Below are 24017 nucleotides of genomic sequence, written 5' to 3'. Positions count from 1 at the left end.
GCCAGCGGGTCCGGCGACCCGCCGGCCAGCAGCTCGTCGGGGCGCTCGCGCAGCATGCGGGCGATGGACTCCAGCCGCGCCGCCACGTCGTCGAACGCGCTCCCCGCCTGCGCAGGCTCCGCCGGCGTCGCCGCCTCGGCCTCGGCGACGGACGCGGCCGTGAACGGGTCCGGCTCCGACGCGATCACCGCCTCCTCGTCCGCCACGAACGGCTGCGGCACGGACGCGGGCTCCTCCATCGCCGCCTCATCCGCCACGGGCGCTCCCGTTGCGGACGACTCCGCCGCGGCGGGCTCGATGGTCAGCGCATCGGACTCATCCACCGAGACCTCGTACGACGGCGCGGCGGCCGCGGGCGACTCCTCCCACGTGGCGGCGGGCGCGTCCGCGGGCGGCGGCTCGGCAGCCTCGGGCGTGCCGAGCGACCACGCGTCCTGCTCCGGCGCGGCGGCGGGCGCGTCGAACGCGGGGGCGGCGAACTCCGACACGGGCGCGTCGAACGACGGGGCAGCGGATTCGGCGGCGGGCGCATCGAACGAGCCCTCCGCGAACGGCTCGGGCTCCGCGGCCGGCGCGTCGAACGCGGGAAAGGCGGATTCCGCGGCGGGCGCCTCGAAGGCCGACGACGCGGGCTCGGCGGGCGGATTGAAGAGCGCCTCGAACGGATCGTCCTGCGCCGGGGCTTCGGCTGACGGTGCCGCGTCGGCGGGGGGCGCGGGCGCGTCGAACATCGACTCGAACGAGTCGGCCGGCGCGGCGGCGTCGGCGGCCGGATCGGCCTCGGCCCACTCGATGGCGGGGGGCGCGACGAATCCGCCGCCCAGCTCGTCCGCGGGGATGAAGTCCTCGATGCCCGCGATGGGCGCCACGCTGTCGCGCGCATCCGCCTCGGCGGCCGTCTCGTCGCGCTGGTCCCACGCCATCCACGCGGGGAACTCCTCGCCCGCGGCGGGGGCGGACGGCGCGGCCGCCTCGTCCCCGCGCGGCGCGGGAACCTCCAGCCAGGGCAGGTCCTCGTCCTCGTCCGCCGCGGCCGGGGGCTGCGCCGTGTCGGCGTCGCGGACGATGGGCGTCTCCAGGTCCCACGGCATGGTCATGCGGCCGGCTGCCTCCGCAGCGGGCGCGGGGGCCGGCTCCTGCGCGGCAGGCTGCGGCGGCGGCGCCTGGGGCTGTCGGGACGCCGTGGGGATGAACGGCGGAAACACGAAGCCGTCCAGGGAGTCGCCGTTGCTCATGGGTGCTCGGGATGCGGGACGAGGCCGCGGCGGGCGCGGGAAAACGGGCGCGGCGCGCGGCGAGGTTGGGTCGCGGTCGTGGCGTGTGTCCGTAGAAACGTACGGAGCAACGCCCCCGATGTCAACGAATTCCGAGCCCCCGCCCCGCCGCCGCCAAGGGTCTGGGAATCGTGCGGACGCACGCGGAGCAATGCGGGAAAGCGGAACCGAGGAGAGAGAATGCAGATTGCACGAATGCAGGTCGAGCAGGTGCAGGTCGGCAGATGTAGGTCAGGCCGAGGAAGATCGGCAGAGGTGGATCGGCAGATGCAGGTCGGCGGATGCAGGTCGGCAGATGTAGATCGGCAGATGCAGATCGGCAGATGCAGATAGGCAGATGCAGATAGGCAGATGCAGGTCGAGCCGAGGAAGATCGGCAGAGGTGGATTGGGGAGAGACGGCAGGCACCCAGCCCCGGCGATTGAAATCGCGGCACCGAAAACGTGATGTCGGCCTGCGCCGACGGGTCCGGCGCGGGCAGGTACCGTGGGGTGCGCGAGGATCGCGCGGATTGGTTTTGTGGGGAGTCGAGTTGCAGGCCGGCGGCGAATCCCCAACCCCGGCGATTGAAATCGCGGCTGTGAACCCGCAATGTCGGCCTGCGCCGACGGGTCCGGCGCGGGCGAGTACCGTGCGTGACGCGAGGCCCGAGACGGCGAGGGGCGGGCGCGGCGCGCGGAGGCAACCGACGGAGAAGGTGAAGCCCCGCCGTGCGACGCGCAGCGTCGTCAGGGCGGGGCTTTCCGCTGTCGTAGCGGCGGCTTCAGCCGCTCCGGCCGGGGGCGCGCATCATCGCGCAGTCCCGATCCGCCGCGAATTCCTCCGCGGGTTGCCGGCTGTCCCCTGTCCCCCGCAATTCATCCCTTCCCCGCCCTATCGCTGCCCCGGCGGCGCCTCCGTGGACCAGCCGAAGCGGCCCAGCAGCGGGACGAACGTGCAGTCCGTCACCGGGCGCTGCTCGTAGTCGTCGCCGCGGCGCGTCACCAGCACCAGCTGCTGCATGTCGCGGCCGCCCACGGGGATCAGCATCCGCCCGCCGTCCGCCATCTGCTCCAGCAGGGGGCGCGGGATCTCCGGGCCGCCGGCCGCCACGAGGATGGCATCGTACGGCGCGTACCGGCTCCACCCGATGGTGCCGTCGCCCACGAGGATGGCCACGTTGCTCATCCGCAGCGCGTCCAGCTTCTCACGCGCGCGCACGCCCAGCTCGCGGATGCGCTCCACGGAGTACACGCGGTCCGCCAGCTGCGCCAGCACGGCCGTCTGGAATCCGCACCCCGTGCCGATCTCCAGCACCCTGTCCGACGGCTTGAGCTCCAGCACCTGCATGTACAGCGCCTGCAGCGAGGGCTGCGACGCCGTCTGCCCAAACCCGATGGGCACGGGCGCGTCCTCGTAGCTGCGGTGCCGCACGGCCTCGGGGATGAACTCGTGCCGGTGCACCGTGTCGAACGCGCGCAGCACGTTCAGGTCGCGGATGCCGCGCTCCTGCATGGTGCCCAGCAGCGCCCGCCGCTGCCCCACGTACCGGTCGTTCATACCGACAGGTTCCACGCGGCCACGTCCGCCAGCAGGGCGTGGTTGGTAAGGTCAAGGTGCAGGGGCGTCACGGAGATGTGCCCGGTGTTGATGGCGTGAAAGTCCGTGCCCTCGGGCGCGCTCCACTCCACCTCGCCCCCGCCGATCCAGAAGTAGGGCCGCCCGTTGGGATCCACCGCCTGCGTGAGCGAATCCAGGTAGACGCGCCGGGCCAGCCGCGTGACCTGCACGCCCTTGACCTGCTCCGCCGGGATGGGGGGCAGGTTGATGTTCAGCAGCGTTTCGCGGGGAAAGTCCCCCTCGCGCACCATCTGCGAGAGCAGCGTCTCCAGCAGGGGACCGTAGCCGGCCATGTGCTCCGCGCTGCGGCCGGCGTACGATACGGCGATGGCGGGAATGCCAAGGATGGTGGCTTCCATGGCGCCGGCCACGGTGCCGGAGTACAGCACGTCCTCGCCCATGTTGGGCCCGTGGTTGATGCCGCTGAGCACCAGGTCCGGCTTGCGCTCCAGCAGCGCGCCCACGGCCACGGCCACGCAGTCGGTGGGCGTGCCGTCCACGTGGTGCACGCCGTCCTGCACCTTACGGGCGCGCAGGGGAAAGTGCATGGTGAGCGCGTGGCTCATGGCGCTCTGCTCGCGGTCCGGTGCCACGACGTGCACGTCGCCCAGGGTGCGCGCCGCGTCGGCCAGGATGCCGATGCCGGGCGCGAGGTATCCGTCGTCGTTGGTGCAGAGGATGAGCATCCGGTTCTGTCTGTCGCCCAGGTTCAGCCGCGAAGCCGCGGGTTGAGGTCGTGCGTTCGGCGGGAAGGCCGCGCCGTCTCGTCCGCCGCGACGGTCCGTCAGCCCGGCCCGCGTCCGCTCGCCACGAGGCGGATGGACCTATGCGGGGCCGCTGGATCGGAGCTCCTCGGCGAGCCCGATGAGGAGGCCTTCGGGGCCGCGGATGTAGCAAAGCCGATACACGTCCTCGTACCGCACCACCTCTCCGACGAGCTGCGCGCCATGGCTGCCGAGCCTGGCGAGCGTGTCGTCGAGGTCGTCCACCGTGAACATCGCGCGCAGGTAGCCGAGCGCGTTCACGGGGGCGGTCCGGTGATCGGCGACGACGGGCGGGGCGATGAACCGCGAAAGCTCCAGCCGGCTGTGGCCGTCCGGGGTGACCATCATGGCGATCTCGACGTGCTGATCCCCCAGGCCGGTGACGCGCCCGGCCCACTCGCCTTCGATCGTGGCTCGCCCTTGGAGCGTCAGGCCAAGCTCGGTGAAGAATGCGATGGCGGCATCGAGGGATTCCACCACGATGCCCACGTTGTCCATCCGCTTGAGCGCCATGTCCTCCCCGGTCCTCCCTGGCTGAAAGCGTGCGGCATGCGATTCACCTGCGCCCAGCTACCATCTGTCGTGCGGTCGCCGGAGCGAACCCGGAAGGACCCCGCGGGCGGACTCGGAAGGACCCTACGGACGGATCCGGATCGATCGGGGGTGCACGCGACGCCCATCAAGGCGAGTCCGAGCCGTTGAAGGCCGGCCTCGTACCGTCGCCCTCCAGGCGAGCCCGAGCGGTTGAAGGTCGGCCTCGCGCCGAGCGATTGAAATCGCCGCTGGAAAGGCACGAAGTCCGCCTGCGCGGACTGCCCCAGCACAAACCTGGGCGGGGTGCACCGTGCGCCGCGAACCAGCCGTTGAAGCCTCACGCAGTTTGTGAGGCTTTCCGCAGTCGTTGCGGCGGCTTCAGCCGCTCCGTCGCGAGCCGTACCTTCGTACCGTCCGTCAGACCGCGCCGTAGTTCTCCTTCTTGAACACGCCCGCGGCCCCCACCACGCCCGCCGTGCCGGGCAGCTCGGCAGGGACGATCAGGCAGCACTCCTGCGCGCTCTTGAAGGCACGGCGGCGCACCTCGGCGCGCAGGGGCTCGAAGAGCGTGTCGCCGGCGCGGGTCACGCCGCCCGCGATCACCACCATCTCGGGATTGAGGATGTTGATGATGCTGGCCACGCCCGCGCCCAGGAACTTGGCCGTGTCCTTCATCACCTCCGTGGCGTATGGGTCACCCTGCACGGTGGCCTCGTACACGGTGGCGGCGGTGATGTCCTCCAGCTTGTTGTTCACCATCTCCACGAGCACCGTCTCGGCGCCGGCCTCGATGCCCTCCACGGCGCGCAGGGCGATGGCGGGACCGCTGGCGTACTGCTCGATGCAGCCGTAGTTGCCGCACTTGCAGCGCCGGCCGTTGCTGTCGATGGTCATGTGGCCGATCTCACCGGCCACGTCGCTGCAGCCGTGGTAGATCTCGCCGTTGAGCACGATGCCCCCGCCGATGCCCGTGCCCAGCGTAAGGCCCACGAGCGAGCCCACGCCGCGGCCGGCGCCCAGCCACCACTCGCCGTAGGTGGCGCAGTTGGCGTCGTTGTCCAGCGTGCAGGGCAGCTTGACCTGGTTGGCCACCAGGTCGCGCAGGGGAAAGTTGCGCCAGCCCAGGTTGGGCGTGTTGATGACCGTGCCCGTCTTGCGGTCCAGGGGCCCCGGCGAGCCGATGCCCACGCCGGCCACGGCATCGCGGGTGGTGCCGGCCGCGGCGGTGACCTCGGCGATGGCGTCTTCCACCATGGCGGTGATGCGGTCCACGACGAACTTGGCGCCGCGCTGGCTGTCGGTGGGCAGCGTGCGGAACCCCAGCACGTCGCCGCCCTCGATGGGCACCAGCCCCACCACCACGTTGGTGCCGCCGAGGTCAACCCCGACGATCCACTTTTTCTCGGCCGTTCCGGGCGTCATACGCAGTCTGGTCTGATGGGCCGCCGCCTCCGCCCCCGCGCGTCGCGAAGCCGGGCTCCGGGGTTGCGCCGGGGGTCGGAGGGCATGCGGCAACCTAACACCCGGGGCAGTCGGGAGAAAGTACGTCCCGGCGTCCGCAGGGCCCGGACGTGCACGCCGTGTACGGGGCGGGGGAAGTGCGGGAGTGCGGGAGTGCGGAAGTGCGAAGTGCGGAAGTGCGGAAGTGCGGGAGTGCGGGAGTGGATCGAGGTGGGGACGGCGAGGAGACCGTCGGCGGGGCTCGCGACCGGGCGACTGAAGTCGCGGCACCGAAAACGTGATGTCGGCCTGCGCCGACGGGTCCGGCGCGGGCGGGATGCCGTGCGCGTCACGAGGGTCGAGACGTCCAGGGGGCGAGTATCGCGCGGAGGCGACCACCGGAGAAGGTGAAGCCCCGCCGTGCGACGCGAAGCGTCGTCAGGGCGGGGCTTTCCGCTGTCGCAGCGGCGGCTTCAGCCGCTCCGGCGCCGGGCCGCGCCTCACCGCGCGATCCCGCCCCGCCGTCCTGCTCGCTCGCAGTACTGAGAATATGCCACTCCGTTGCCCGCTATTCCCTGTTCCCTACTCCCTGCCTTTACCCCCGCACAACCCGCAGCGACGCATCCACCCCCAGCTCCGCGATCCCCCGCACGGCCCGCACCTGCCCCGTGCGCCGGATGCCCTCCAGGATCTCGCGGTTGCGCCGCATCACCTCGGGGCGCTTGTACGGGCGCTCGTGGTGCAGGTGCATGCATACGGCCCGGTGCCGCACCTGCTTCCCCTTGATCCCCAGGTTCACCAGGCGGTAGCCCACGGCGCGGTCCAGCCCGCCGTAGCCCATCTCCATGTCGAAGCCGTTCACCGCCAGCATCGCCTCGCGCCACACGCTGGCGTTGTTGCCGGCGAACAGCGGCTGCGTGGGCGTAAGCCGGTCCAGCGCTGCCGCCAGCGCCCGCGACCGCACCAGCCGCAGCGCGCGCCGGCCCGGCCGCCAGCCCCGCGCCCGCAGCCAGCCCAGGTCCACGAACCGGCCCGCGCGCACGTCGTCCGGCGTGATGGCCTCGCTCACGTCCCCGGGCAGCTTGAGGTATCCGCCCGCCAGGTACTTTCCCGGCTCCGCGAGGTCGTAGTGCGTGGCCACGAGGTCCGCGCGCGGGATGCTGTCGCCGTCCGTCACCAGCAGGTAGTCGCCCGTGGAGGCCACCACCGCGCGGTTCATGATCTCGCTCTTCCGGAACCCCCGGTCCGCGTGCCACACGTGGACGGTCTCCAGCCCGCCCTCGCGCCGCACCCGGTCGATGACGGCCTCCGTCTCGGGCCCGGAGCCGTCGTCGGCCACCAGGAGCTCGAAGTCGCGGCGGGTCTGCGCGGCGTAGCCCCACAGCACCCGCTCCAGGTCGCGCGGCTTGTTGTACGTGGAGACGATGACGGACAGGCGCACGGCTCAGGCTCCGCCCGGCGTGGCCAGCACCTCGGACGTGGTCTCCACGTCGCCGCCCAGGATGGGACGCACGCCGTAGCCCAGCCCGCGCAGGAACGCCAGGCAGGCGCGGTGCACCTCCGCCCCGTGGGTGGAGAGGAAGAGGACGGGACGATGCCGCTCCAGCGTCTGCCGCGCGCCCTGGAGCACGGACATCTCCGCGCCCTCCACGTCGATCTTGATGGCGGACGGGGCCAGGCCGTGCTCCGCGCAGTAGTCGTCCAGGCGCAGGGTGCGGACCTCGATGGCTCCCGAATCCGCCAGTCGCCCCGTGCCGCTGCCGCTGCCGAAGTCGAAGCGCGCCGTGCCCGCGCGGTCGCTCACGGCGGCCTGCTGGACGGTGACCTTCCGCAGCCGGTTCATCTCCACGTGGCGCCGGAGGAAGCCGGCGTTCCTGGGCTCCGGTTCAAAGGCGTGCACGGCGCCCTTCGGACCGACGAGAACGGCGGCCAAGAGGGTGTAGTAGCCGATGTTGGCGCCCACGTCCAGCACCGTGTGGCCGGGGCGGATGAGCTGCTCGAAGAGCGCCGTCTGCTCGCGCTCGTAGGTACCGTTCAGGATGCGCAGCACCTTGCCGCGGCTGGTGGGATCCCACCACCGCCCCCGCAGCCGTCCCCCCACGATCGGCAGTCGCACTTCCGGTCCCGTTCCCGTGATGAAAGTCGCCGCGCCGGGCAGGCGCGCGGCGGTATTCTAACGCCGGTCCGCGTCCCCGGACAAATGGAAACGGGCCGGAGCGCATCCCCGCGCCCGGCCCGCATCGTACCTCCGTACCTCCGTACCTCCGTACCGTTTTCAGCCGCCCAGCTGAAGCACGGCCAGGAAGGCTTCCTGCGGGATCTCCACGGTGCCCACCTGCTTCATCCGCTTCTTGCCTTCCTTCTGCTTTTCCAGGAGCTTGCGCTTGCGGGTGATGTCGCCGCCGTAGCACTTGGCGGTCACGTTCTTTCGCAGGGCGCTGATGCTTTCGCGGGCGATGATCTTTTGCCCGATGGCCGCCTGGATGGCCACCTCGAACTGCTGCTTGGGGATGAGCTCCTTGAGCTTTTCGGCGATGTTGCGGCCGTACTCGTACGCCTTGTCGCGGTGGATGATGACGCTGAACGCATCCACCGGGTCCCCGTTGATCAGCATGTCGAGCTTGACCAGCGGGTTGGCGCGGTAGCCCGCCAGCTCGTAGTCCAGCGACGCGTAGCCGCGCGTGGCGGACTTCAACCGGTCGTAGAAGTCCAGCACGATCTCGGCGAGGGGCAGCTCGTAGCTCAGCTCCACGCGCTGGGGATCGGGGTACGTCATCCCCATGAAGTTGCCGCGCCGCTCGTGGCACAGCTTCTGGACGGCGCCGATGTACTCCGCGGGGCACATGACGCGCGCCTTGACGTACGGCTCCTCGATGTCGTCGATCTTGGTGGGATCGGGCAGGGTGCTGGGGCTTTCCACCCACAGCTCCTCGCCGTCCGTCATCCGCACCATGTACTTCACGTTGGGGACGGTGGTGATCAGGTCCAGGTCGTGCTCGCGCTCCAGGCGCTCCTGGATGATCTCCATGTGCAGCAGGCCCAGGAAGCCGCAGCGGAACCCGAAGCCCAGGGCCAGCGACGTCTCGGGCTCGTACACGAGCGAGGCGTCGTTGAGCTTGAGCTTGGCCAGGGCGTCGCGCAGGTCCTCGTACTGCTCGGTGTCGGTGGGGTAGATGCCCGCGAACACCATGGGCTTGACCTCCTGGTAGCCGGGCAGCAGCTCGGCGGCGCGGTTGTCCGCGTCCAGGATGGTGTCGCCGCTGCGCGTGTCGGCCACGCGCTTGATGCCCGCGATGACGTACCCCACCTCGCCCGGGCGCAGCTCCTTGGCCGGGAACCGCCCCAGCTGCAGGTAGCCCACCTCGTCGATGGGGTACACGGAGTCGTTGCTGCCAAAGGCGATGCGCATCCCCGGGCGCAGCACGCCGTCCACGACGCGCACGCTGGGCACGGCGCCCACGTACTTGTCGTAGTACGAGTCGAAGATGAGGGCGCGCGGCGGGGCCTGGGGCTCGCCCTGCGGGGGCGGCACCTTGGCGACGATGGCCTCCAGGATGTCGGCGATGCCGATGCCGGCCTTGGCCGACGCGGCGATCACGTCGTCGGGGTCCACGCCCAGCAGGTCCACCAGCTCCTCGCGGCGCCGCTCGGGCTCCGCGCCGGGCAGGTCGATCTTGTTGAGCACGGGGATGATCTCCAGCCCCGCCTCCATGGCCAGGAACAGGTTGGAGAGCGTCTGCGCCTGCACGCCCTGCGACGCGTCCACGACGAGGATGGCGCCCTCGCACGCGGCCAGCGAGCGCGACACCTCGTACGTGAAGTCCACGTGCCCGGGGGTGTCGATCAGGTTGAGCTGGTACTCGCGGCCGTCCTTTGCGTTGTAGCGCATGCGGACGGCGTTGAGCTTGATGGTGATTCCCCGCTCGCGCTCGATGTCCATGGAGTCGAGCACCTGGTCCTTCATCTCGCGCTGCTGCAGGGTCCCGGTGGTCTCCAGCAGGCGATCGGCCAGCGTGCTCTTGCCGTGGTCGATGTGGGCGACGATGCAGAAGTTCCTGATATGGTCCAGTCGCAACGTGCGATTCCGGCTATTCGTGATCGGCTCCGAAACTTTGATGCAAAGCTCTGTAAGTTAACCCCGCACCGGGGGTTGTAGAAAGCCCCGGCCCGCATGCGCGGGCCGGGGCGCCCCCTGGCGGTCTTTTGGCGGGAGGCTCACCCCCGCCTGGACCGTTCCCAGCCCACGCGGGTCCAGTACAGCAGCACGCCGCACGGATAGATGCCCTGGCGGGCGTGCTCGCGGAATTCCGGCGGCACCTCGGCGTACTCGCGGTACACCTCCATGGCGATCACGTCCCGCGTGTAGATCATGCGGTCGAGCCGACGTTCCTCGCCCCCGGGCGGCGGGTCGCCGTCCAGCAGCGTGACCATGCAGCGCCAGCCGCGGTCGGGCCGCACCTGGCGCCCGTTGCGGCCGGCCCACGTGGTAAAGCCCGGCACCCCCACCAGGAAGTCGTTCAGCATGGGCGTTCGCCGCTGCGCCAGGTACGCGCTGTCCAGGAACACGCCGTCGTTCGTCAGCCGCCGGCGCTCGAAGCCCTGACGGCCGGTCTCGTCGCGGCTGCGCGCGATGACCTGCACCGTGTCGATGGCAAAGGGGCGCCGCGACAGCCGCAGCTGCACCTGCACGGTGCCGGAAGACGCGGCGACCAGGGGCTGCGTGGCGGGATCGTGGCCGCCGCGGTGCGCCGTGACGCGAAAGCTGCCGCCCTCGCGCAGCCGCACCACGGCCGTGCCGTCCTCGCGGGTAAAGGCGGCGCCCACGACGGTGCCGTCTTCCGCCTCCACGCGGACCAGCGCCTCGGGGATGGGTGTGCCTTCGGCCGCGTCCACCACGGTGGCGCGCACCGTCTGCGCGGCAATCGGGGACGCGAGCAGGGCGCAGGAGAACGCGAGCAGGAACGGGAGCTGTGTCAGGATCGGTCGGGGCCGACCCGTGTGTCGGGGGGGCATGGCAGCCTTGCGTTCGGGGGGAGAACGAGCGTCTGCAATCGTGCAACGCACGCGCCCGCGCCGCTCTGACCGGATGCGTCCGCGATGGTCCTCACGCTGATGCAGACGAAACGTTGCCGCGGCGGCAACCCGCGCGTACAATACGATCCTTTCAATCCTTTACGTCCATCAAGGTAGGTCGCGGAAGCTCGGCAAGGGCAGTCGCGCGCTTGACGCTGGCGCCCCCGCTGCCGCCGGAAGCATCACGCTCACCGCCTGTAGAGAGGATTGTCCAATGAGACTTCGAGCACGGCTCCTGCCGCTGGTGATCGCCGGCCACCTGACACTGACCGGGTGCGAACCGCTGCCACCGACTGAGACGGCGCCCATGCCCGTGTCCATCAGCCTCGACACGCCGGACGAACGCTTTCGCCTCGGTCCGGCGGAACGCGCAAACATCAGCCCCATGATGCGGGAGAACCGTCGTCGCATCGATCCGGAATAGCGCGCCTTCGACGCTCGCCATCACCAGCGGTAGTGGGTCCAGTACAGGGACACGCCGCAGGGGTAGATCCCCTGGCGCGCGTGGATGCGGTACTCCGGCGGCACCTCGCTGGGCTCGCGGTACACCTCCACGGCCTTGATGTCGCGCGGGCGGACGACGCGCGTCACGGGCAGGCCGTCCATCAGCGTGACCATGCAGCCCCAGCCCCGCGTGGTGCGCGGCTGCCGGCCGTTGCGCCCCGCCCACATGCTGATGCCCGGCACGTCCACCAGGAAGTCCGTCAGCCGGTTGGCGGTGCGTTGCGCCAGGTAGGCGGAGTCCAGGAACACGCCCTCGTGCATGGCGCGGTGGCGCTCGAAGGCGTCGCGGCCACGCTCGTCCCGGCCGCGGGCGATCACCTCCACCGTGTCCATGCTGAACGGGCGCTGCGTCACCCGGATCGTAACGTCCACCCGGCCGCCGGGGCCCACGTCGAGCGGCTGGGCGGCGCGGTCATATCCGCCGCGCTCCGCCACCACGCGGTAGCTGCCGCCGTCGCGCAGCCGCACGACGGCCACGCCGTCCGCGCGGGTGAAGGTGGCGCCGGCCAGGCTGCCGTCCTGGCGCTCCACGCGGACGAGGGTCTCGGGCACGGGGGCGCCGGTGGCCGCGTCCACCACAGTGGCGCGCACGGCCTGCGCGGCGGCGGGCGACGCGACGGAGACGCAGAGCAACCCCAGGAGGAAGGGGAGCGGGGAGCGCGGGACACACGGCATGATACGGGGGGCGATCATGGCGGCGTACAGTGGGAGGGTGCGGATGCCGATACCGTAAATGGCGTATTCCGCGCCGCGCGGATTGTTCCGTGCAGCGCGCGGGGCCGGATGGGCCTGAAACAGGCGCAACTACCGCGCGGAGCGGGACGGAAACGGTTGCCGCGCAAACGGTTTGCGGGTATCTTCCGCGCGTCCCGGCGCTCGCCGGAGTTCCATCCGCCGCCGGCCGCTTTGGACCGGCGGCGTTCCATTGCACACGGGCCGACGCCGCGCGGCCGCTTCATCCATCCTTCCCATCCCAACGACATCCCCATGAGATTCGATCGTCTGGCGGCCGCGGGCGCGGCCGTTCTGCTCGCCGTTCCCGCCGCGGCGCAGGTGCCGGGCACGCCGCGCGCCCTGGGCATGGGCGGCGCGTACGTGGGCGCGGCGCGGGGCGTGGAGTCGCTGTTCCAGAACCCGGCCAACCTGGCGCTGCCCAACGCGCCCACGTGGTCCGCGGCGTTCCCCACCATCTCCGTGGGCGCCGGGGTGCGCGGGCTGGAGCTGGGCGACTTCGCGGACCTGGTGCAGTACGACGACCTGACGCAGGAGGAGCGCGACGCCCTGCTGGCCGACATCCCGGCCAACGGCACGGGGCTGGACCTGGACCTGCGCGCCCCCCTGGCGGCCCTGCAGTACGGCCGGTTCGCGGCCAGCGTCAGCTACGCCACGGTGGGCAGCCACACGGTCAACCGCAGCATCGTGGACCTGGTGCTGAACGGCTTTGACCGGACGAACACGTACACCATCGACCACACCGAGGGCTTTCGCGCGACGTTCTGGGACGTGGCGGCGGGCTACGGCCACCGCATTGGCCCGGTGGCCATCGGCGCGACGGCGCACGCGTACTTTCCCCGCGCGCTGGTGCGCTCGGCGCTGGTGGACGTGGACACCACGTACAGCGTGATCTCGGGCTTTACGGTGCCCACGGACATCCGCGTGACGTACGCGGGCGTGCGCTCGGAGACGGGCAACGGGTTCGGGCTGGACATCGGCGCGGCGATGGAGCCGGTGCCGGGGCTCACGCTGAGCGCGGCGCTGGACAACGTGGTCAACACCATGGCGTGGGACGACGAGCTGGGCGTGCGCACGGTGGTGCTGGACCAGAACGACTACCAGGAAGGCGACCCGCAGGCCATCCTGGACGAGTACGCGCAGAGCGAGACGGAGTACGTGGAGTCGTCCGCGCTGCCGGGCACGCGCGCGCTGGCGACGGCGCTGCGGGGCGACCGTGACGCGGGGCTGCCCATGACGCTGCGCGCGGGCGCCGCGTACCAGCTGCGCACGGGCACCACGCTGGCCACGGCGTTCCAGAAGGAGCTGGACGAGGACACGCCCTACGGCGGCATGTGGGACCAGCAGCTGAGCGTGGGCGTGCAGCAGCGCCTGCCCATCATCACCCTGCGCGCGGGGCTGGCGACGGACATGCAGGACGGAACGCTGCTGTCCGGCGGCCTGTCGCTGGGCCCCATTCACCTGGGCGTGGCGCACATCGCCACGGGCAGCGGCGACGACGGCCGCGAGGGCTGGATCGCCACGTTCGGCCTGGGCGGCCGGTCGGACACGGTTCAGCCGTGAACTGCGAGTGCGGAAGTGCGGAAGTGCGAAAGTGCGAAAGTAACGGCGCTCGGCTGATGTGATCGAACCCCTCCTCCGCCGCGCGCGGGGGAGGGGTTCTCGCGTGCTGGGAGCCGGATTCGCGGCGGATGCGGTTGCGCGCGGCGGACGGACGGCGTACCTGCTGGTGGAGCGATGGAACCGAACGACGCGGAGGACTGGATGACGGGACGGATCGTCTCGGTGAACGTGGGGATGCCGCGCGAGCACGGCACGGAAGGCGCCGCGGAGCCCATGGAGCGCCCCTGGATCACCGGGTTCTTCAAGGATCCGATCGTCGGGCCGGTGCACGTGGGCGCCACGAACCTGGACGGCGACGGACAGGCGGACCTGCGCGTCCACGGCGGGCCCGACAAGGCCGTGCTGCTCTACGCCGCGTCGCACTACCCCGACTGGCGGACGGAGCTGGGCTTCGCGATGCCGTTCGGCGCGTTCGGGGAGAACCTGACCGTGGAAGGGATGGCGGAGGGCGACGTCTGCATCGGCGACGTGTTCGACGTGGGGACGGCGCGGCTGGAGGTGTCGCAGCCCCGCGGACCGTGCTGGAAGATCGCGCGGCGCTGGAAGATCCGCGACCTGTCCGCGCGCGTGCAGCGCACCGGACGCACGGGCTGGTACGCACGCGTGCTGCGCGAGGGCACCGTGCAGGCCGGCGACACACTGACCCTCGTCGACCGGCCGAACCTGGGATGGACCGTCACGCTCGCGAGCGAGCTGCTGCGGCCAGGCAACGGCCGCGAGGCGGAGGCCGCTGCCCTCGCCGCCGTCCCCGCGCTGGCGGACGCGTGGCGCGCCGTCATCGAGTACCGGCTGGCGCACGGCCACATCGGCAGCGACGAAGCGCGGCTCGTCGGGCCGAACGGGTAGGGCCCTCACCCGCTCGCTGTCGCTCGCACCCTCTCCCGCAAACTGCGCGGGAGAGGGTGTAGACTTCTACGGGCATCCTGCTGCGGAGCGGAGATCACAACCGGGCGAGACCCGTCGCTGCGCGACGGGGGGCCCTCTCCCCCGCCCGCCTTTTTGCTCGTTCCTCGCAACGGCGGTCGACCCCTCCCCCAACTTCGGGGGAGGGGTTTGTCGTAGGGACAGTTCAGCGCGCGTAACGCTCAGTCCGTGCTGGGGATGGGTTCTCCTCTCTCCGCGAGGAACGAGCGGGGAGAGGCCGGGAGAGGGGCGGGCTGCTATCGGCGCGATCCATCCGGATCCCCGCTCTACCTCACGGCCGCAGCACCGGCCGCATCGCGCCCACGGAATCCGCCGATACCACATCAGCCCGCGCGGTGCAGCGGGGGGCGTCCGGGCCGCCGCGCAGCATGGGTTTGCCGTCTGCGGACAGCGTCCACTGCGACACGACCGCCGTCGCCGAGACGATGCCCCACGGCGACTCGCGCGCCGTCATCTCCTCCTCCACGCCGTTGCCCCACGGAAAGCGACGCGCGTCCGGACCACGCGCGGCCATCTCCCACTCGTCCGCCGTCGGCACGGCGAGCGAGAGGGCGCCGAGGCGGTCGCGCCAGGCATCCAGCGTCCGCCGAGCGTCCTCCTCCAGCGGGTGGACGGCGATCCAGAAGCCGATCGGGTGCGTCACGCTTCGAATCGGCTCCGCGCCGGGGGAGTGCGCGGGATCGTCGCCCAGCCAGTGCGCGACGGGAGGCACCCACGCCAGCTCGATCCCCGCATCCGCCATCCGATATCGCCCTTCCGTCTCCGTCGGCTCCAGGGCCGGCGGGAGCGACGGAGGAGGCGGCTCGGGCGGGGGGACCGGCGCGGTGAGGGCGTGCAGCAGCAGGAAGATGCCGTCCAGCCGCGCGGGCGGCTCGCCGGCCACGCACCGCGCCACGTGGGCGCGCAGGGCCGCCTTCCCTTCCCCGCGCGCGGCCTCCGCGGACGGGACGGCGGCCCCGGCGAGCCGGTCCAGCGCGGCGGCGCGCGCGGCGCGGAGCACGTCGCGGTCCCACGCGCTCAATCCCTCGCGGCCCGTGTCCGGCAGCATGGCGCGCCGCACCTCCAGCCCAACCTCGCGCGCGTCCAGGCAGGCGGCGGCGAGGACGGCGGACATCCGCACCTCCCAGTCCGCGTCCGCAAGCGCCGCGCGCAGCACGCCGACAACGTGCGGATCGGCATCCACCCGGTCGTGCATCAGCCAGCGGACGACCTGCCGCCGCGCGTGCGCATCCCCCGCCAGCGGGAACAGGGTGGAGCGATCGGGATGCGCGGCGTGGCGCGCGGCGATCTCCGCCAGTCCCGCCTCCGCGCGCTCCCCTCCCAGGCGGCGAAAGACGTCCTCCGCCGCCTTGCGGACAACCTCGTGCGGGTGCCGGCGCAGGGGCCCGATGCGCGGCAGCAGCGGCGCGGCGCGCATCTCCCCCGCGGCCAGCAGGCCCAGCAGCACCTGCCGCGGGTCCCCGGCGGAGAGCAGCGCCTCCGCCGTGCCGATCCCCAGCTGCGGCACCCGCTCCGCCACGGCACGCCGCAGCCCCTCGGCGTCCGGCCCGTGGAACGCGAGCACGCGCAGGTGCACGACGGGGTTGAAGGTGTAGACGATCCGCCCGCCGTCCCCCCGCCACGCCGCCAGCTCCGGCTCGCCGGGGAGGATGGGCGCCGTCAGCGCCGCGTCCGGCTCGCGCGCCAGGCCCAGCGCCGCCAGGGCGTGATCCATCTGCCCGAAGGTGAAGCCGGGGTGCGCGACGAGCGTGGGCACGGCGGAGGGAGGCGCGGTCACGGTCATCGTTCTCCGCGGACGCGGCGGTGGATCTCGGCGGCGACCTCGCCCTCGGGCATGCCGCCGATGGTGGAAAGGACGGCACGCCCGCACCACAGCAGCGTGGGCCAGTCCTCCGTCCCCGACTGCAGCTTGACGGGAAAGTCGGCCAGGAAGTCATCGAAGGCGGGCTCCACGTCCGCCAGCACCGCGCCGTCCCGCGCCGCCGCGGCGAGGTACTTCGCCAGCCCGCCCAGGTTGGGGCCAAAGGTGCGGCCCGGCTCCACCCGCGCCGGCAGCGCCGCGCCGAACGCGCGCGCCACCAGCTCCGGCAGCCCCGCCGCCACGCAGGCGAACGCCACCTCCTCGCGCACGAACTCGTCCAGCGACGCGCCGCGCTCCGCCAGCGCGGGCAGCCACGCCCGCTCCACGCCGCGCGCGTCCGCCGGGAGCGGCGATCCGCAGCAGCGCGCCGCGTTGGCGACCTCCAGCACGTCCACCGCGCGCGGATGCGGATCGTCCACCGGGGCGGCGACGTCCACGTCCGCCACCGCCTCGCCCAGGAAGGGGAGGTAGAGCGCGGCCACCTCCGCCGCCCGGGCAGGGGACAGCAGGACGGCGGCGCGCGCCAGGACGGCGCCCGCCCCCAGGAACCCGCCGGAGACGCCGCCCCCCGCGCGCTCCGCCGGGAGCAGCGCCGCGTCGCCGCGGGCGGAATCCAGGTACTGTGCGGCCGCGTCCCGCTCCTCCAGCAGCCCGGCCCACGCGGCCGTCACGTCGTCACGCATCCGCTCCATCCGCGAAAAGGGGTCGCCGTCACGGGTGCACCTGCACGAGCACCACCCGGGCGCGGCCGGCGGCGTCACCCTTGAACGCCACGTCCAGCCGCTTCCGCAGCTTGGCGACGTCGTCGGGGAGCAGGTCCGAGGTGTCGATCACCACCAGGTTGGGGCGCGGAAGAGCGTTGCGCGCCGCCGCCTCGACCTGGCTGGACACCAGCAGCACGTTGAGCCGGGCGCTGTCCGTGGACCGCGGGCTGAAGGTGTGGACGGGCGTGCCGCGGGCATCCAGGAACCCGCCGCCGGCTGCCCTGGAGAACGGGGGTTTGGCCCCGGGGAGCGCCGCCTCGGCCTGCAGCACGGCGCGGGCGTGCCGCACCTCCGTGGCCGTGGGCGTGCTGCCCACCATCTGGAAGACGCGCTGGTTGGTGCCGCGCAGGCGACCGCCGCCCTCCCGGATGCGCGCCACGAGCGCCGCGTCGTCCGCGAAGGTCTTGGGCACGCGGCGCGCGTCCAGCATCCGGACGTTGCCGCCGTACCGTCCCCACTCCAGCGTCGCGCTGGCCTGCAGGTTCTTGAGCACGGTGCCGCGCTCCCGCGCCCCCAGCGACGTCGTGGGCCCCAGGCGGATCTCGATGTCCACGCGGCCAAAGGTGAGCGACTGGCGCAGGGCATCCGCCTGGTCTTTCGTGAGCCCCATGGCCAGGTAGTCGTTCTTGAGCCGGCGCTTGAGGTCGTCCACGTTCTTGCGCAGGTTCTCGTCGATGGCCGTGAACTCGCTGAGGGGCACGTGGCGGTTGGGGTAGTCCTTGACCTCCACCAGCATCACCCGCGCGTTGGCCACCGTGCCGTCCGGCCGCTGGTCGAACCGGAACACCACCTCGTCAAAGCCCTGGCCGGACGGGTTGTGGACGTCCACCGGCACGTGGTGCATGCCGTGGCCGCTGGCCGGGCGCACGGGCAGCTCGGCGACGGTGAGGGCGCGCGAGGCTTCTTCCATGGTGGCGCCGCGCTTGGCGGACCAGCTGCCCCGCTGCACCCAGTTTCCCTTGTTGGGCCCGCTCACCAGCCGGATCTCCTCGTGGTACACCGTGCTGCCGTCCGGCCGCTGGACGATGAGGCGGCGGTACTCGCGCATCTCGCCGTCCAGCTCGTCCTTGAAGCTCCTGACGAGGAACACGCGCTGCCCCGGCTTGCGCGACTGGGGGCTGTTCCGGACGTTGGGCGCGCCGGCCGGCGGACGCGGGCCCGACTTGGAGAACAGGCGCGCGGGCTGGTCCAGGTACTGGGGCCGCGGCTCCAGCCCCCGGGCCATGCGCAGCTGCCGCTCGGGGGTGATGGCCCCCACCTCGTCCACCCGCCGGCGCAGGTTCTCCAGCGACTCCCCGGCCGCGTCGCGCTGGGCGCGCAGGGCGGCGCGCGCCTGGTCGTCGGCCCCCGCCAGCTGGTCGTCGATGCCGCGGATGAGGCGCTCCTGGGCGTCGATCTCCAGGTCCATCTTGGTGCGGTACAGCGACAGCTGCTCGCCCAGGTCCATCCGGTGCCAGTCCGCCAGGTTGGCCTCGTCCAGGCGGGCGACGGCGGCGCGGGTGCGCGGATCCACGGACTGCAGCATATGGATCCCCTCCTCGCGCAGCACGGAGGGGTCCGCGCCCTCGCGCAGGATGACGCGCGGCTTGCCGTTCTCGATGAGCGTGACGGCCTGCCCCCGCACGCTGCCGAAGCGGCGCGCGAACTCGGCATCGTCCATCACCTCGATGGCGGCGCCGGCGAACTGCTTTCGATCCGCGGGGGGGATGCCGGCCAGCAGCTCCGTGCGCAGCTGGCGCTGCAGCTGCCGCTCCGCCGCCTCGTCCGCCTGCTTGGCGACGACGCCGGCGTCGAAGGCGCGCACCCAGTCCGCGTACGGCACGTCGGGGTTCTCCGCGCGAAACGCGCGGAACTGCGCCATGCGCTCCGCCGGCGTGCCCCGGCGGGCCAGCACGTCGCCCGTTTCGCGGACGGGGGGCGCGTCCACCTGCCGCGTCCATCCGCCCAGCGAGCCCATCCCCCCGCTGACGACGGTGCCGATCCCCGTCTCGATGGCCGTCCCCGCGAGGATGTTGAGCGCGGCGTTGCCGTGCCGCCAGTGGTCGTCGTTGAGCACGTTGCCCGCGAGGGCGCTGGGCAGGGTGCTGACGAAGCCCTCCGCGCCCTCGGCCAGGCCGTGGGCCAGCATCCGCGTGGCGCGGCTGGAGCTGGTCGCCATCCGCGCCAGCATGCCCACGGGCGCGCCCTCGACGGCCTTGAGCAGCGCGTTGCCCATCCCCGCCGTGGCGTACGCGGCCACGGCGTCCACCACGCCCACGGCGATGTCGATGCCGATCTGCTCGCCGCCGTACGACTCGCCCAGGAGGGCGCGGCGGGTGAGGATCGTCGCGGCGACGGACGCCGCCGCGGAGGCCGCCGCCACGCCGCCGGAGCCCAGCGCGCTCATGAGGGCGGGGACGCCCACGGCCGCCGCGCCGCCGCCCGTGACGATGCTGGCCGCGACGATGACGACGACGGCGGCCACCACGCCGGCCGTCGTGGCCAGGGTGTCGGCCACGGCCTCGGCCTGGTGGCGCACCTCGTCCGTGGAGACGCGCACCTGCCCCGTGTACTGCTGAAAGCGCTGCAGCCGCCGCGCCCGCTCGTCGGCGGAGAGGCCGGGCTCGTTCACGGCGGCGTACGCCTGCTCCATCTTGCCCACGCGCCGCTCCATCCGCGCCAGCTCGGCGCTGCCGCCCAGCGTGCCGGGGCTGAAGAGGCCGAACCCCGTGCCCGTATTGGCGCGCTCGTAGGCGGCGCGCTCGCGCATCTGCTCGATTTCCTCCCGCGCGTTGCGGGGCTCGCCGCGCAGGGCCAGCCGGGTCTCGTGCAGGTCGCGGCCGTCCAGCTCCGACGACAGCCGGTCGTCCATCCGCTCGCCGCCGGAGAGGGTGGCGTACTGCCGGCGGATCTCCTCCACCTCCTCGGGCGAGCGGCCTTCCAGGGCGCGGCGGATGGCCTCCTCGTCCGTCCCCGCGCCCTGCACGGCGTAACGGATCTCCTGCGCGGGGGAAAGGTAGCCGCCCTGCGCCACCAGGTCGCGGGCCCGCTCGCGGTCCGTGCCGGAGGTGTTCCACTCGATCATGGTCCGCATGGAGCCGCGGCCCCACTGCGAGAACTGCGTGTCGTACGTGCGCTCCAGGGCGGCCATGTTCTCGCCGGCCTGGACGCGTGCCGTGGCCTCCAGCTGCCGCTCCAGCTCGCGCTCGCGGCGGCGGCGCTCGTACGGGTCCCACGGGCCCGTCCGCCGCTCCTCCTCGGCCAGGGCGGCGCGCAGGCGGGGGCCGTCGTCCAGGCGGGTGGCCTGCAGGGCGCGGTCGTACTGGGCGCGGAGGACGTTGGTGACCACCTCGTCGTCCGTGACGAACGAGTCGCGCTCCACGGCCAGCCGCGCGGCGTCGGCGCGGACGAGGTCGTTGTCGGCCAGCGCGTTGACGAGGTCGCGCTGGGGGCCGGGGTCCATCTCGTCGGCGAAGGCGCGGCGCAGGGCGCTGCCCTCGCCCGTGCCCCACTCACGGCCGAACCGGGTGTTGAAGGTGGATTCCACTTCGCCGCCGCGCCGGCGGATCTCGGCCTCCATCTGCGCGCTCGTCCACCCCTCGCGCTCCGCCTGGCGATGGACCTCGTCGCGGATGCGGGAGTAGACGCCCTCCAGCGCGGCCTCGTCCGTTCCCAGGCCGCTCATGGCCTGCTGCAGCTCGATGGCGTCGGCGCGGGCCGTGTCGCCGGCCACCAGGGCCTGGGCGCGGTCCAGGTCGTGGCCCTCCATGTCGCCGCGGAGGTCCGTGTCGAGATCCACGCCGTACTGCTCGCGGTACAGGCGGACGATCTGCTCGCGGTCCGCGGCGCTGCGGCCGCGGAGGGCGTTCATGATGGCCGCCTCGTCCGTCCCCATCCCGTCGATGGCCGTGTGCAGCTCGGCCACGGCGGCGCGGTTGGCGTCGCCGGAGAGCAGCGCCAGGGCGCGCCGCTCGTCGTCGTCGTCCATCTCGTCGTCCAGGTCCGCCTGCAGGTCGATGTCGTACGCGGACCGGTACATCCGCCGCACGGCCGCGGCCTCCAAGCGCGACAGGCCGGCCAGGGCGCGGAACACCTGGTCCTCGTCCGTCCCCGCCCCCGTCAGGCCGCCGTGCATGGCCTGGTGGCACTCGCTGGCGATGCGCGCGGCACCAAAGCCGGGGTTCACCCCCTGCGCCACGCGCTCCAGCCCGTCGGCGTCGATGTCGTCGCGCAGCAGCCGGTCTTCCAGCTGGGTGGTGAGCTCACCGCGGCGCTCGCCCAGGATGCGCGCGCGGGTGCCCGCCGCCACGGCCGCCAGGGGGTCGCCCGCGTCCGCCCCCGTGCCGAAGAAGGAGTCGACGACGGCCTGCTGCTCGGCGGACAGGCGGCGGCCGCCCGTGACGGCGGCGACGTCCATCCCCTGCCGCGCGGCGGCCTCCAGCGTCTGCACGGTCTGCAGGTCGGCGGCGATGGCGCGGGCCGCGCGACCGTTGCGCACGCGCTCCCAGGCCTCGGCGTTGGCGCGCGTCTGCCGCGTCCAGTCGCCCACCCAGTCCATCAGCCGGTCCCACCAGCTGCGCCGCTCGCCCGTCTGCTCCTCGGCCCAGGCGCGGATGCGCTCCGTGGCGTCGGACGCGGCGGACGACAGGCCGTTCTGCAGGCGCTCCTCGTTCTGCGTGGCGGCCTGCTTGAGAGCGCGGATGGCCGTGGCGGAGGTCTCGGCGCCGCGCGAGGCCCAGGCGCGGCTGGCGGCGACGAGGTCCTCCGTCTCGGTCGACGCGCGCTCCGGCGGCGCCTGGGTGCGCAGCGTGAGCTCGTCCTGCTGCGCGGCGGCGCGGTAGGCGGAGGCCTGGCCCGTGGCGGCGCGGTCCAGCTCGCCCTGGCGGCGCTCGCCGGCTTGGCGGATCTGCGTGGCACCGGCGGCCGCGCGGGTGCGGACGTCGTCGATCAGCCGGTCGCGCTGGCGGTGGATGGCTTGCGGATCGGCGGCCTGCGCGGCGGACTCGGCCTGGTCGGCGGCGGCGTCCAGCTGCGCGCGGGTGCCGGCGACGGCGTCCAGCTCGCTCTGCCCCGCCGACTGCACCTGCTCGGAGTACGCCTGCGTGGTGGACGAGACCTCCGCCTCGGCCACGCGCCGCCGCTCCTCCAGGACGCTGCGCCGGTCCACGACGGCGGAGTCCAGCGCGTCGGCGGCCACGCCGGCCTCGGCGGCGATGCCGCGCACCTGCTGCTCCAGCGCCGTGGCCAGGGCGGGCGCCAGGTCGTCGTCGCCCAGCGTGGGAAACTCGGCCTGCAGGGCGCCGCCGGCGTAGGCGGATCGCACGCGGCCCAGCATCTGGCGCGCCTCGGCCTGCGGGTCCGCCAGCAGGTGCGCCAGCACGCGGCCCACGTCCACGGCCGTCTCCGCGGGGAGGGCGGGCTCCGGCGGGGGGCGCTGGTCGGCGACGGGGGTGGCGCGGCCGGCGGCCTGCTCCTCGGTGAGGTGCGGCTCCAGCAGGGCCAGGCGCATCTCCTCCAGCCGCGTGCGCTCCGGGTCGCCGGGGTCGGAGACGAGCGCGGGCGGCATGTCGATCAGCCGGCGCAGCAGGTCGGGGCTCACGGGGTTCTGCCCCATGACGGGCATGAAGCCCTGGGGCGACGCCGTGAAGTCCGGCGGGGTCTGCGGGTCCAGCGTGCGCGCGGCGGCCTCGTCCACCAGGCGCGTGGCCTCGGGGACGGGGCCGGGGTCGGGCGGCGTGGCGGGGACGGGCTCCTGCTGGGGCGGCAGCTGTGCCTGCCCTTCGGCGGGGATGGCGGCGGCCTCATCCCGGTGGCGCGCGGCGGCCTGCCCGCCCGCCTGCGCGATGGGCGCCGTGGCCGCGGCCGCGTCGCCCGCGTCCGGCTGGGAGATGCCCTCGGTCGCCGCGCTCACCTGCGCCCGCCACGCGCCCAGCCCCGGCCCCCCGCCGCCTCCGCCGCGCGGCGCGGCGAGCGCGGCCGCGGGCGGCGCCCCGTCCGGCTGGGACGCGGCGACGGACTGCTCCGCCGCCGCGGCGGACGGCTGGCCGGACGCGGGCGCGTGCGACGTGGACTCCCGGTCCGCGAGCTCGTCGCCCAGCGCGTCCCCCAGCTCAGTGACGAGCGTCTTTGCCACGCGCGTCTCCGCGCGGAGCGACGAGCTGGAGTCGAATCCGGACGACGCGGCGGCGGGCTCCGCGGATGCGGATGCGGGCGTCGCTCCGCCGCCCGGCGCGCCCGGACCGGACGGTCCTCCGACCGGCGGCACGGACGGCCGCGGCACCTGCTGCCCCGCCCCCACGTCGGCCGGGACGGGCTCCGGCGCGGGGATGGACATCTGCAGCGCGTCGTCCTCCGCGCCGCCGGGCGCGGACGGGGCCGGCTCCGCGACAGACATCCGCAGCGCGTCGTCCTCCCGCGCGCCCGGACTGCCCGTACCGGCGGAGGACATCGTCGCGTCGGCGGATGCGTCGGCCGTCTCGTCGAGCGCGTCCTCCGGCTCCGCGACGCTCATCCGGTCCGATCCGGCCGGCGCATCCGCCGCCGGATCATTTGTGGTCAAAGTGGTCGGACCAGCGGCGGCGGACGCATCCCCCGACGCGCCGTCCTCCCCCGCGCGGCTGACGGACTCGGGCGGATACGACGCGAGCGCGGCCGGCTCCTGGGACGATGATTGCTCGACGGATGTGAATCCACCCTCGTCGGCGGCAGATGAAGACGTGGATGCGGATGCGTGGCCGGCGGATGTCGATCCACCCGCATCCGTCGGTACGCTCGCGTCAGCCGAGGAGTAGGATGCGCTCGCGTCGGCGGCGGATGACGATGCGCCGATATCGGCAGGTGAGGATGCAGGCGATGCGGATGGCAGACCGGCGGAGGGGACGGCGCCGGGGCTCTCCGGCATGGACGAGAACTGCGCGTCCGGGGAGGCAGCCTGCGGATCGGCGGC

General features: G+C 73.1%; 14 protein-coding genes and 1 pseudogene. 2 read left to right on the top strand and 13 right to left on the bottom strand.

Going from position 1 to position 24017, the window contains the following annotated elements; all coding sequences use genetic code 11:
- The 10 genes and pseudogenes from VFZ20_RS28830 to VFZ20_RS28785 form a co-directional block, all read right to left on the bottom strand.
- Positions 1-1235: pseudogene (locus VFZ20_RS28830) on the bottom strand (hypothetical protein); the annotation flags it as partial.
- A 912-nt stretch (positions 1236-2147) separates the two neighbouring features.
- Positions 2148-2813, bottom strand: coding sequence for a protein-L-isoaspartate(D-aspartate) O-methyltransferase (locus tag VFZ20_RS28825; protein ID WP_329687427.1), 666 nt, complete (start codon positions 2811-2813; stop codon positions 2148-2150).
- Positions 2810-3559 carry a 5'/3'-nucleotidase SurE gene (gene surE, locus VFZ20_RS28820; protein ID WP_329687426.1) on the bottom strand — a complete coding sequence of 250 codons (750 nt, stop codon included), beginning with the start codon at positions 3557-3559 and terminating at the stop codon, positions 2810-2812. Before surE ends, VFZ20_RS28825 begins: the two co-directional genes overlap by 4 nt.
- Before the next feature lie 138 nt (positions 3560-3697).
- Complete coding sequence (locus VFZ20_RS28815) at positions 3698-4150, bottom strand: VOC family protein (protein WP_329687425.1); 453 nt, start codon at positions 4148-4150, stop codon at positions 3698-3700.
- A 438-nt stretch (positions 4151-4588) separates the two neighbouring features.
- A complete protein-coding gene (locus VFZ20_RS28810; RefSeq protein ID WP_329687424.1) occupies positions 4589-5593 on the bottom strand; it encodes an ROK family protein in 1005 nt (334 codons plus the stop codon).
- A gap of 613 nt (positions 5594-6206) precedes the next feature.
- Complete coding sequence (locus tag VFZ20_RS28805) at positions 6207-7052, bottom strand: glycosyltransferase (protein WP_329687423.1); 846 nt, start codon at positions 7050-7052, stop codon at positions 6207-6209.
- Positions 7053-7055: 3 nt separating this feature from the next.
- Positions 7056-7727 (bottom strand): FkbM family methyltransferase, encoded by a 672-nt coding sequence (locus tag VFZ20_RS28800; protein ID WP_329687422.1) that lies wholly within the window; start codon positions 7725-7727, stop codon positions 7056-7058.
- Positions 7728-7886: 159 nt separating this feature from the next.
- Positions 7887-9686, bottom strand: a complete 1800-nt coding sequence (gene lepA / locus VFZ20_RS28795) for a translation elongation factor 4 (RefSeq protein ID WP_329687421.1) — start codon at positions 9684-9686, stop codon at positions 7887-7889.
- 140 nt (positions 9687-9826) lie between these two features.
- Positions 9827-10624, bottom strand: coding sequence for a carboxypeptidase-like regulatory domain-containing protein (locus tag VFZ20_RS28790; protein ID WP_329687420.1), 798 nt, complete (start codon positions 10622-10624; stop codon positions 9827-9829).
- A 504-nt stretch (positions 10625-11128) separates the two neighbouring features.
- Positions 11129-11881: a carboxypeptidase-like regulatory domain-containing protein gene (locus VFZ20_RS28785; RefSeq protein ID WP_329687419.1), complete on the bottom strand. Its 753-nt coding sequence runs from the start codon at positions 11879-11881 to the stop codon at positions 11129-11131.
- 294 nt (positions 11882-12175) lie between these two features.
- On the opposite strand from VFZ20_RS28785, the gene VFZ20_RS28780 reads away from it, so the two are divergent.
- Complete coding sequence (locus tag VFZ20_RS28780; RefSeq protein ID WP_329687418.1) at positions 12176-13483, top strand: DUF5723 family protein; 1308 nt, start codon at positions 12176-12178, stop codon at positions 13481-13483.
- Positions 13484-13657: 174 nt separating this feature from the next.
- Positions 13658-14389 carry an MOSC domain-containing protein gene (locus tag VFZ20_RS28775; RefSeq protein WP_329687417.1) on the top strand — a complete coding sequence of 244 codons (732 nt, stop codon included), beginning with the start codon at positions 13658-13660 and terminating at the stop codon, positions 14387-14389.
- Positions 14390-14738: 349 nt separating this feature from the next.
- Here the strand turns inward: VFZ20_RS28775 and VFZ20_RS28770 are convergent, their stop codons facing one another.
- The 3 genes from VFZ20_RS28770 to VFZ20_RS28760 are packed head-to-tail and all read right to left on the bottom strand — an operon-like array spanning position 14739 to position 23582.
- Positions 14739-16250, bottom strand: a complete 1512-nt coding sequence (locus VFZ20_RS28770; protein ID WP_329687416.1) for a hypothetical protein — start codon at positions 16248-16250, stop codon at positions 14739-14741.
- Complete coding sequence (locus VFZ20_RS28765; protein ID WP_329687415.1) at positions 16247-17020, bottom strand: hypothetical protein; 774 nt, start codon at positions 17018-17020, stop codon at positions 16247-16249. The genes VFZ20_RS28770 and VFZ20_RS28765 overlap by 4 nt, the downstream gene beginning before the upstream one ends.
- A 19-nt stretch (positions 17021-17039) precedes the next feature.
- A complete protein-coding gene (locus VFZ20_RS28760; RefSeq protein WP_329687414.1) occupies positions 17040-23582 on the bottom strand; it encodes an annexin in 6543 nt (2180 codons plus the stop codon).
- Positions 23583-24017: the final 435 nt, after the last annotated feature.

It is taken from the genome of Longimicrobium sp., assembly GCF_036280135.1.
Classification (GTDB): Bacteria; Gemmatimonadota; Gemmatimonadetes; order Longimicrobiales; family Longimicrobiaceae; genus Longimicrobium.
This window is presented reverse-complemented; position numbering and strand designations above follow the sequence as displayed.

Coding starts and splice junctions, on each gene's coding strand:
- VFZ20_RS28825 (WP_329687427.1), bottom strand. CDS start 2,813: ATGAACGACCGGTACGTGGGGCAGCGGCGGGCGCTGCTGGGCACCATG.
- VFZ20_RS28790 (WP_329687420.1), bottom strand. CDS start 10,624: ATGCCCCCCCGACACACGGGTCGGCCCCGACCGATCCTGACACAGCTC.
- VFZ20_RS28775 (WP_329687417.1), top strand. CDS start 13,658: ATGGAACCGAACGACGCGGAGGACTGGATGACGGGACGGATCGTCTCG.
- VFZ20_RS28810 (WP_329687424.1), bottom strand. CDS start 5,593: ATGACGCCCGGAACGGCCGAGAAAAAGTGGATCGTCGGGGTTGACCTC.
- VFZ20_RS28785 (WP_329687419.1), bottom strand. CDS start 11,881: ATGATCGCCCCCCGTATCATGCCGTGTGTCCCGCGCTCCCCGCTCCCC.
- VFZ20_RS28770 (WP_329687416.1), bottom strand. CDS start 16,250: ATGACCGTGACCGCGCCTCCCTCCGCCGTGCCCACGCTCGTCGCGCAC.
- VFZ20_RS28815 (WP_329687425.1), bottom strand. CDS start 4,150: ATGGCGCTCAAGCGGATGGACAACGTGGGCATCGTGGTGGAATCCCTC.
- VFZ20_RS28780 (WP_329687418.1), top strand. CDS start 12,176: ATGAGATTCGATCGTCTGGCGGCCGCGGGCGCGGCCGTTCTGCTCGCC.
- VFZ20_RS28765 (WP_329687415.1), bottom strand. CDS start 17,020: ATGGAGCGGATGCGTGACGACGTGACGGCCGCGTGGGCCGGGCTGCTG.
- surE (WP_329687426.1), bottom strand. CDS start 3,559: ATGCTCATCCTCTGCACCAACGACGACGGATACCTCGCGCCCGGCATC.
- VFZ20_RS28760 (WP_329687414.1), bottom strand. CDS start 23,582: ATGAGCGTCGCGGAGCCGGAGGACGCGCTCGACGAGACGGCCGACGCA.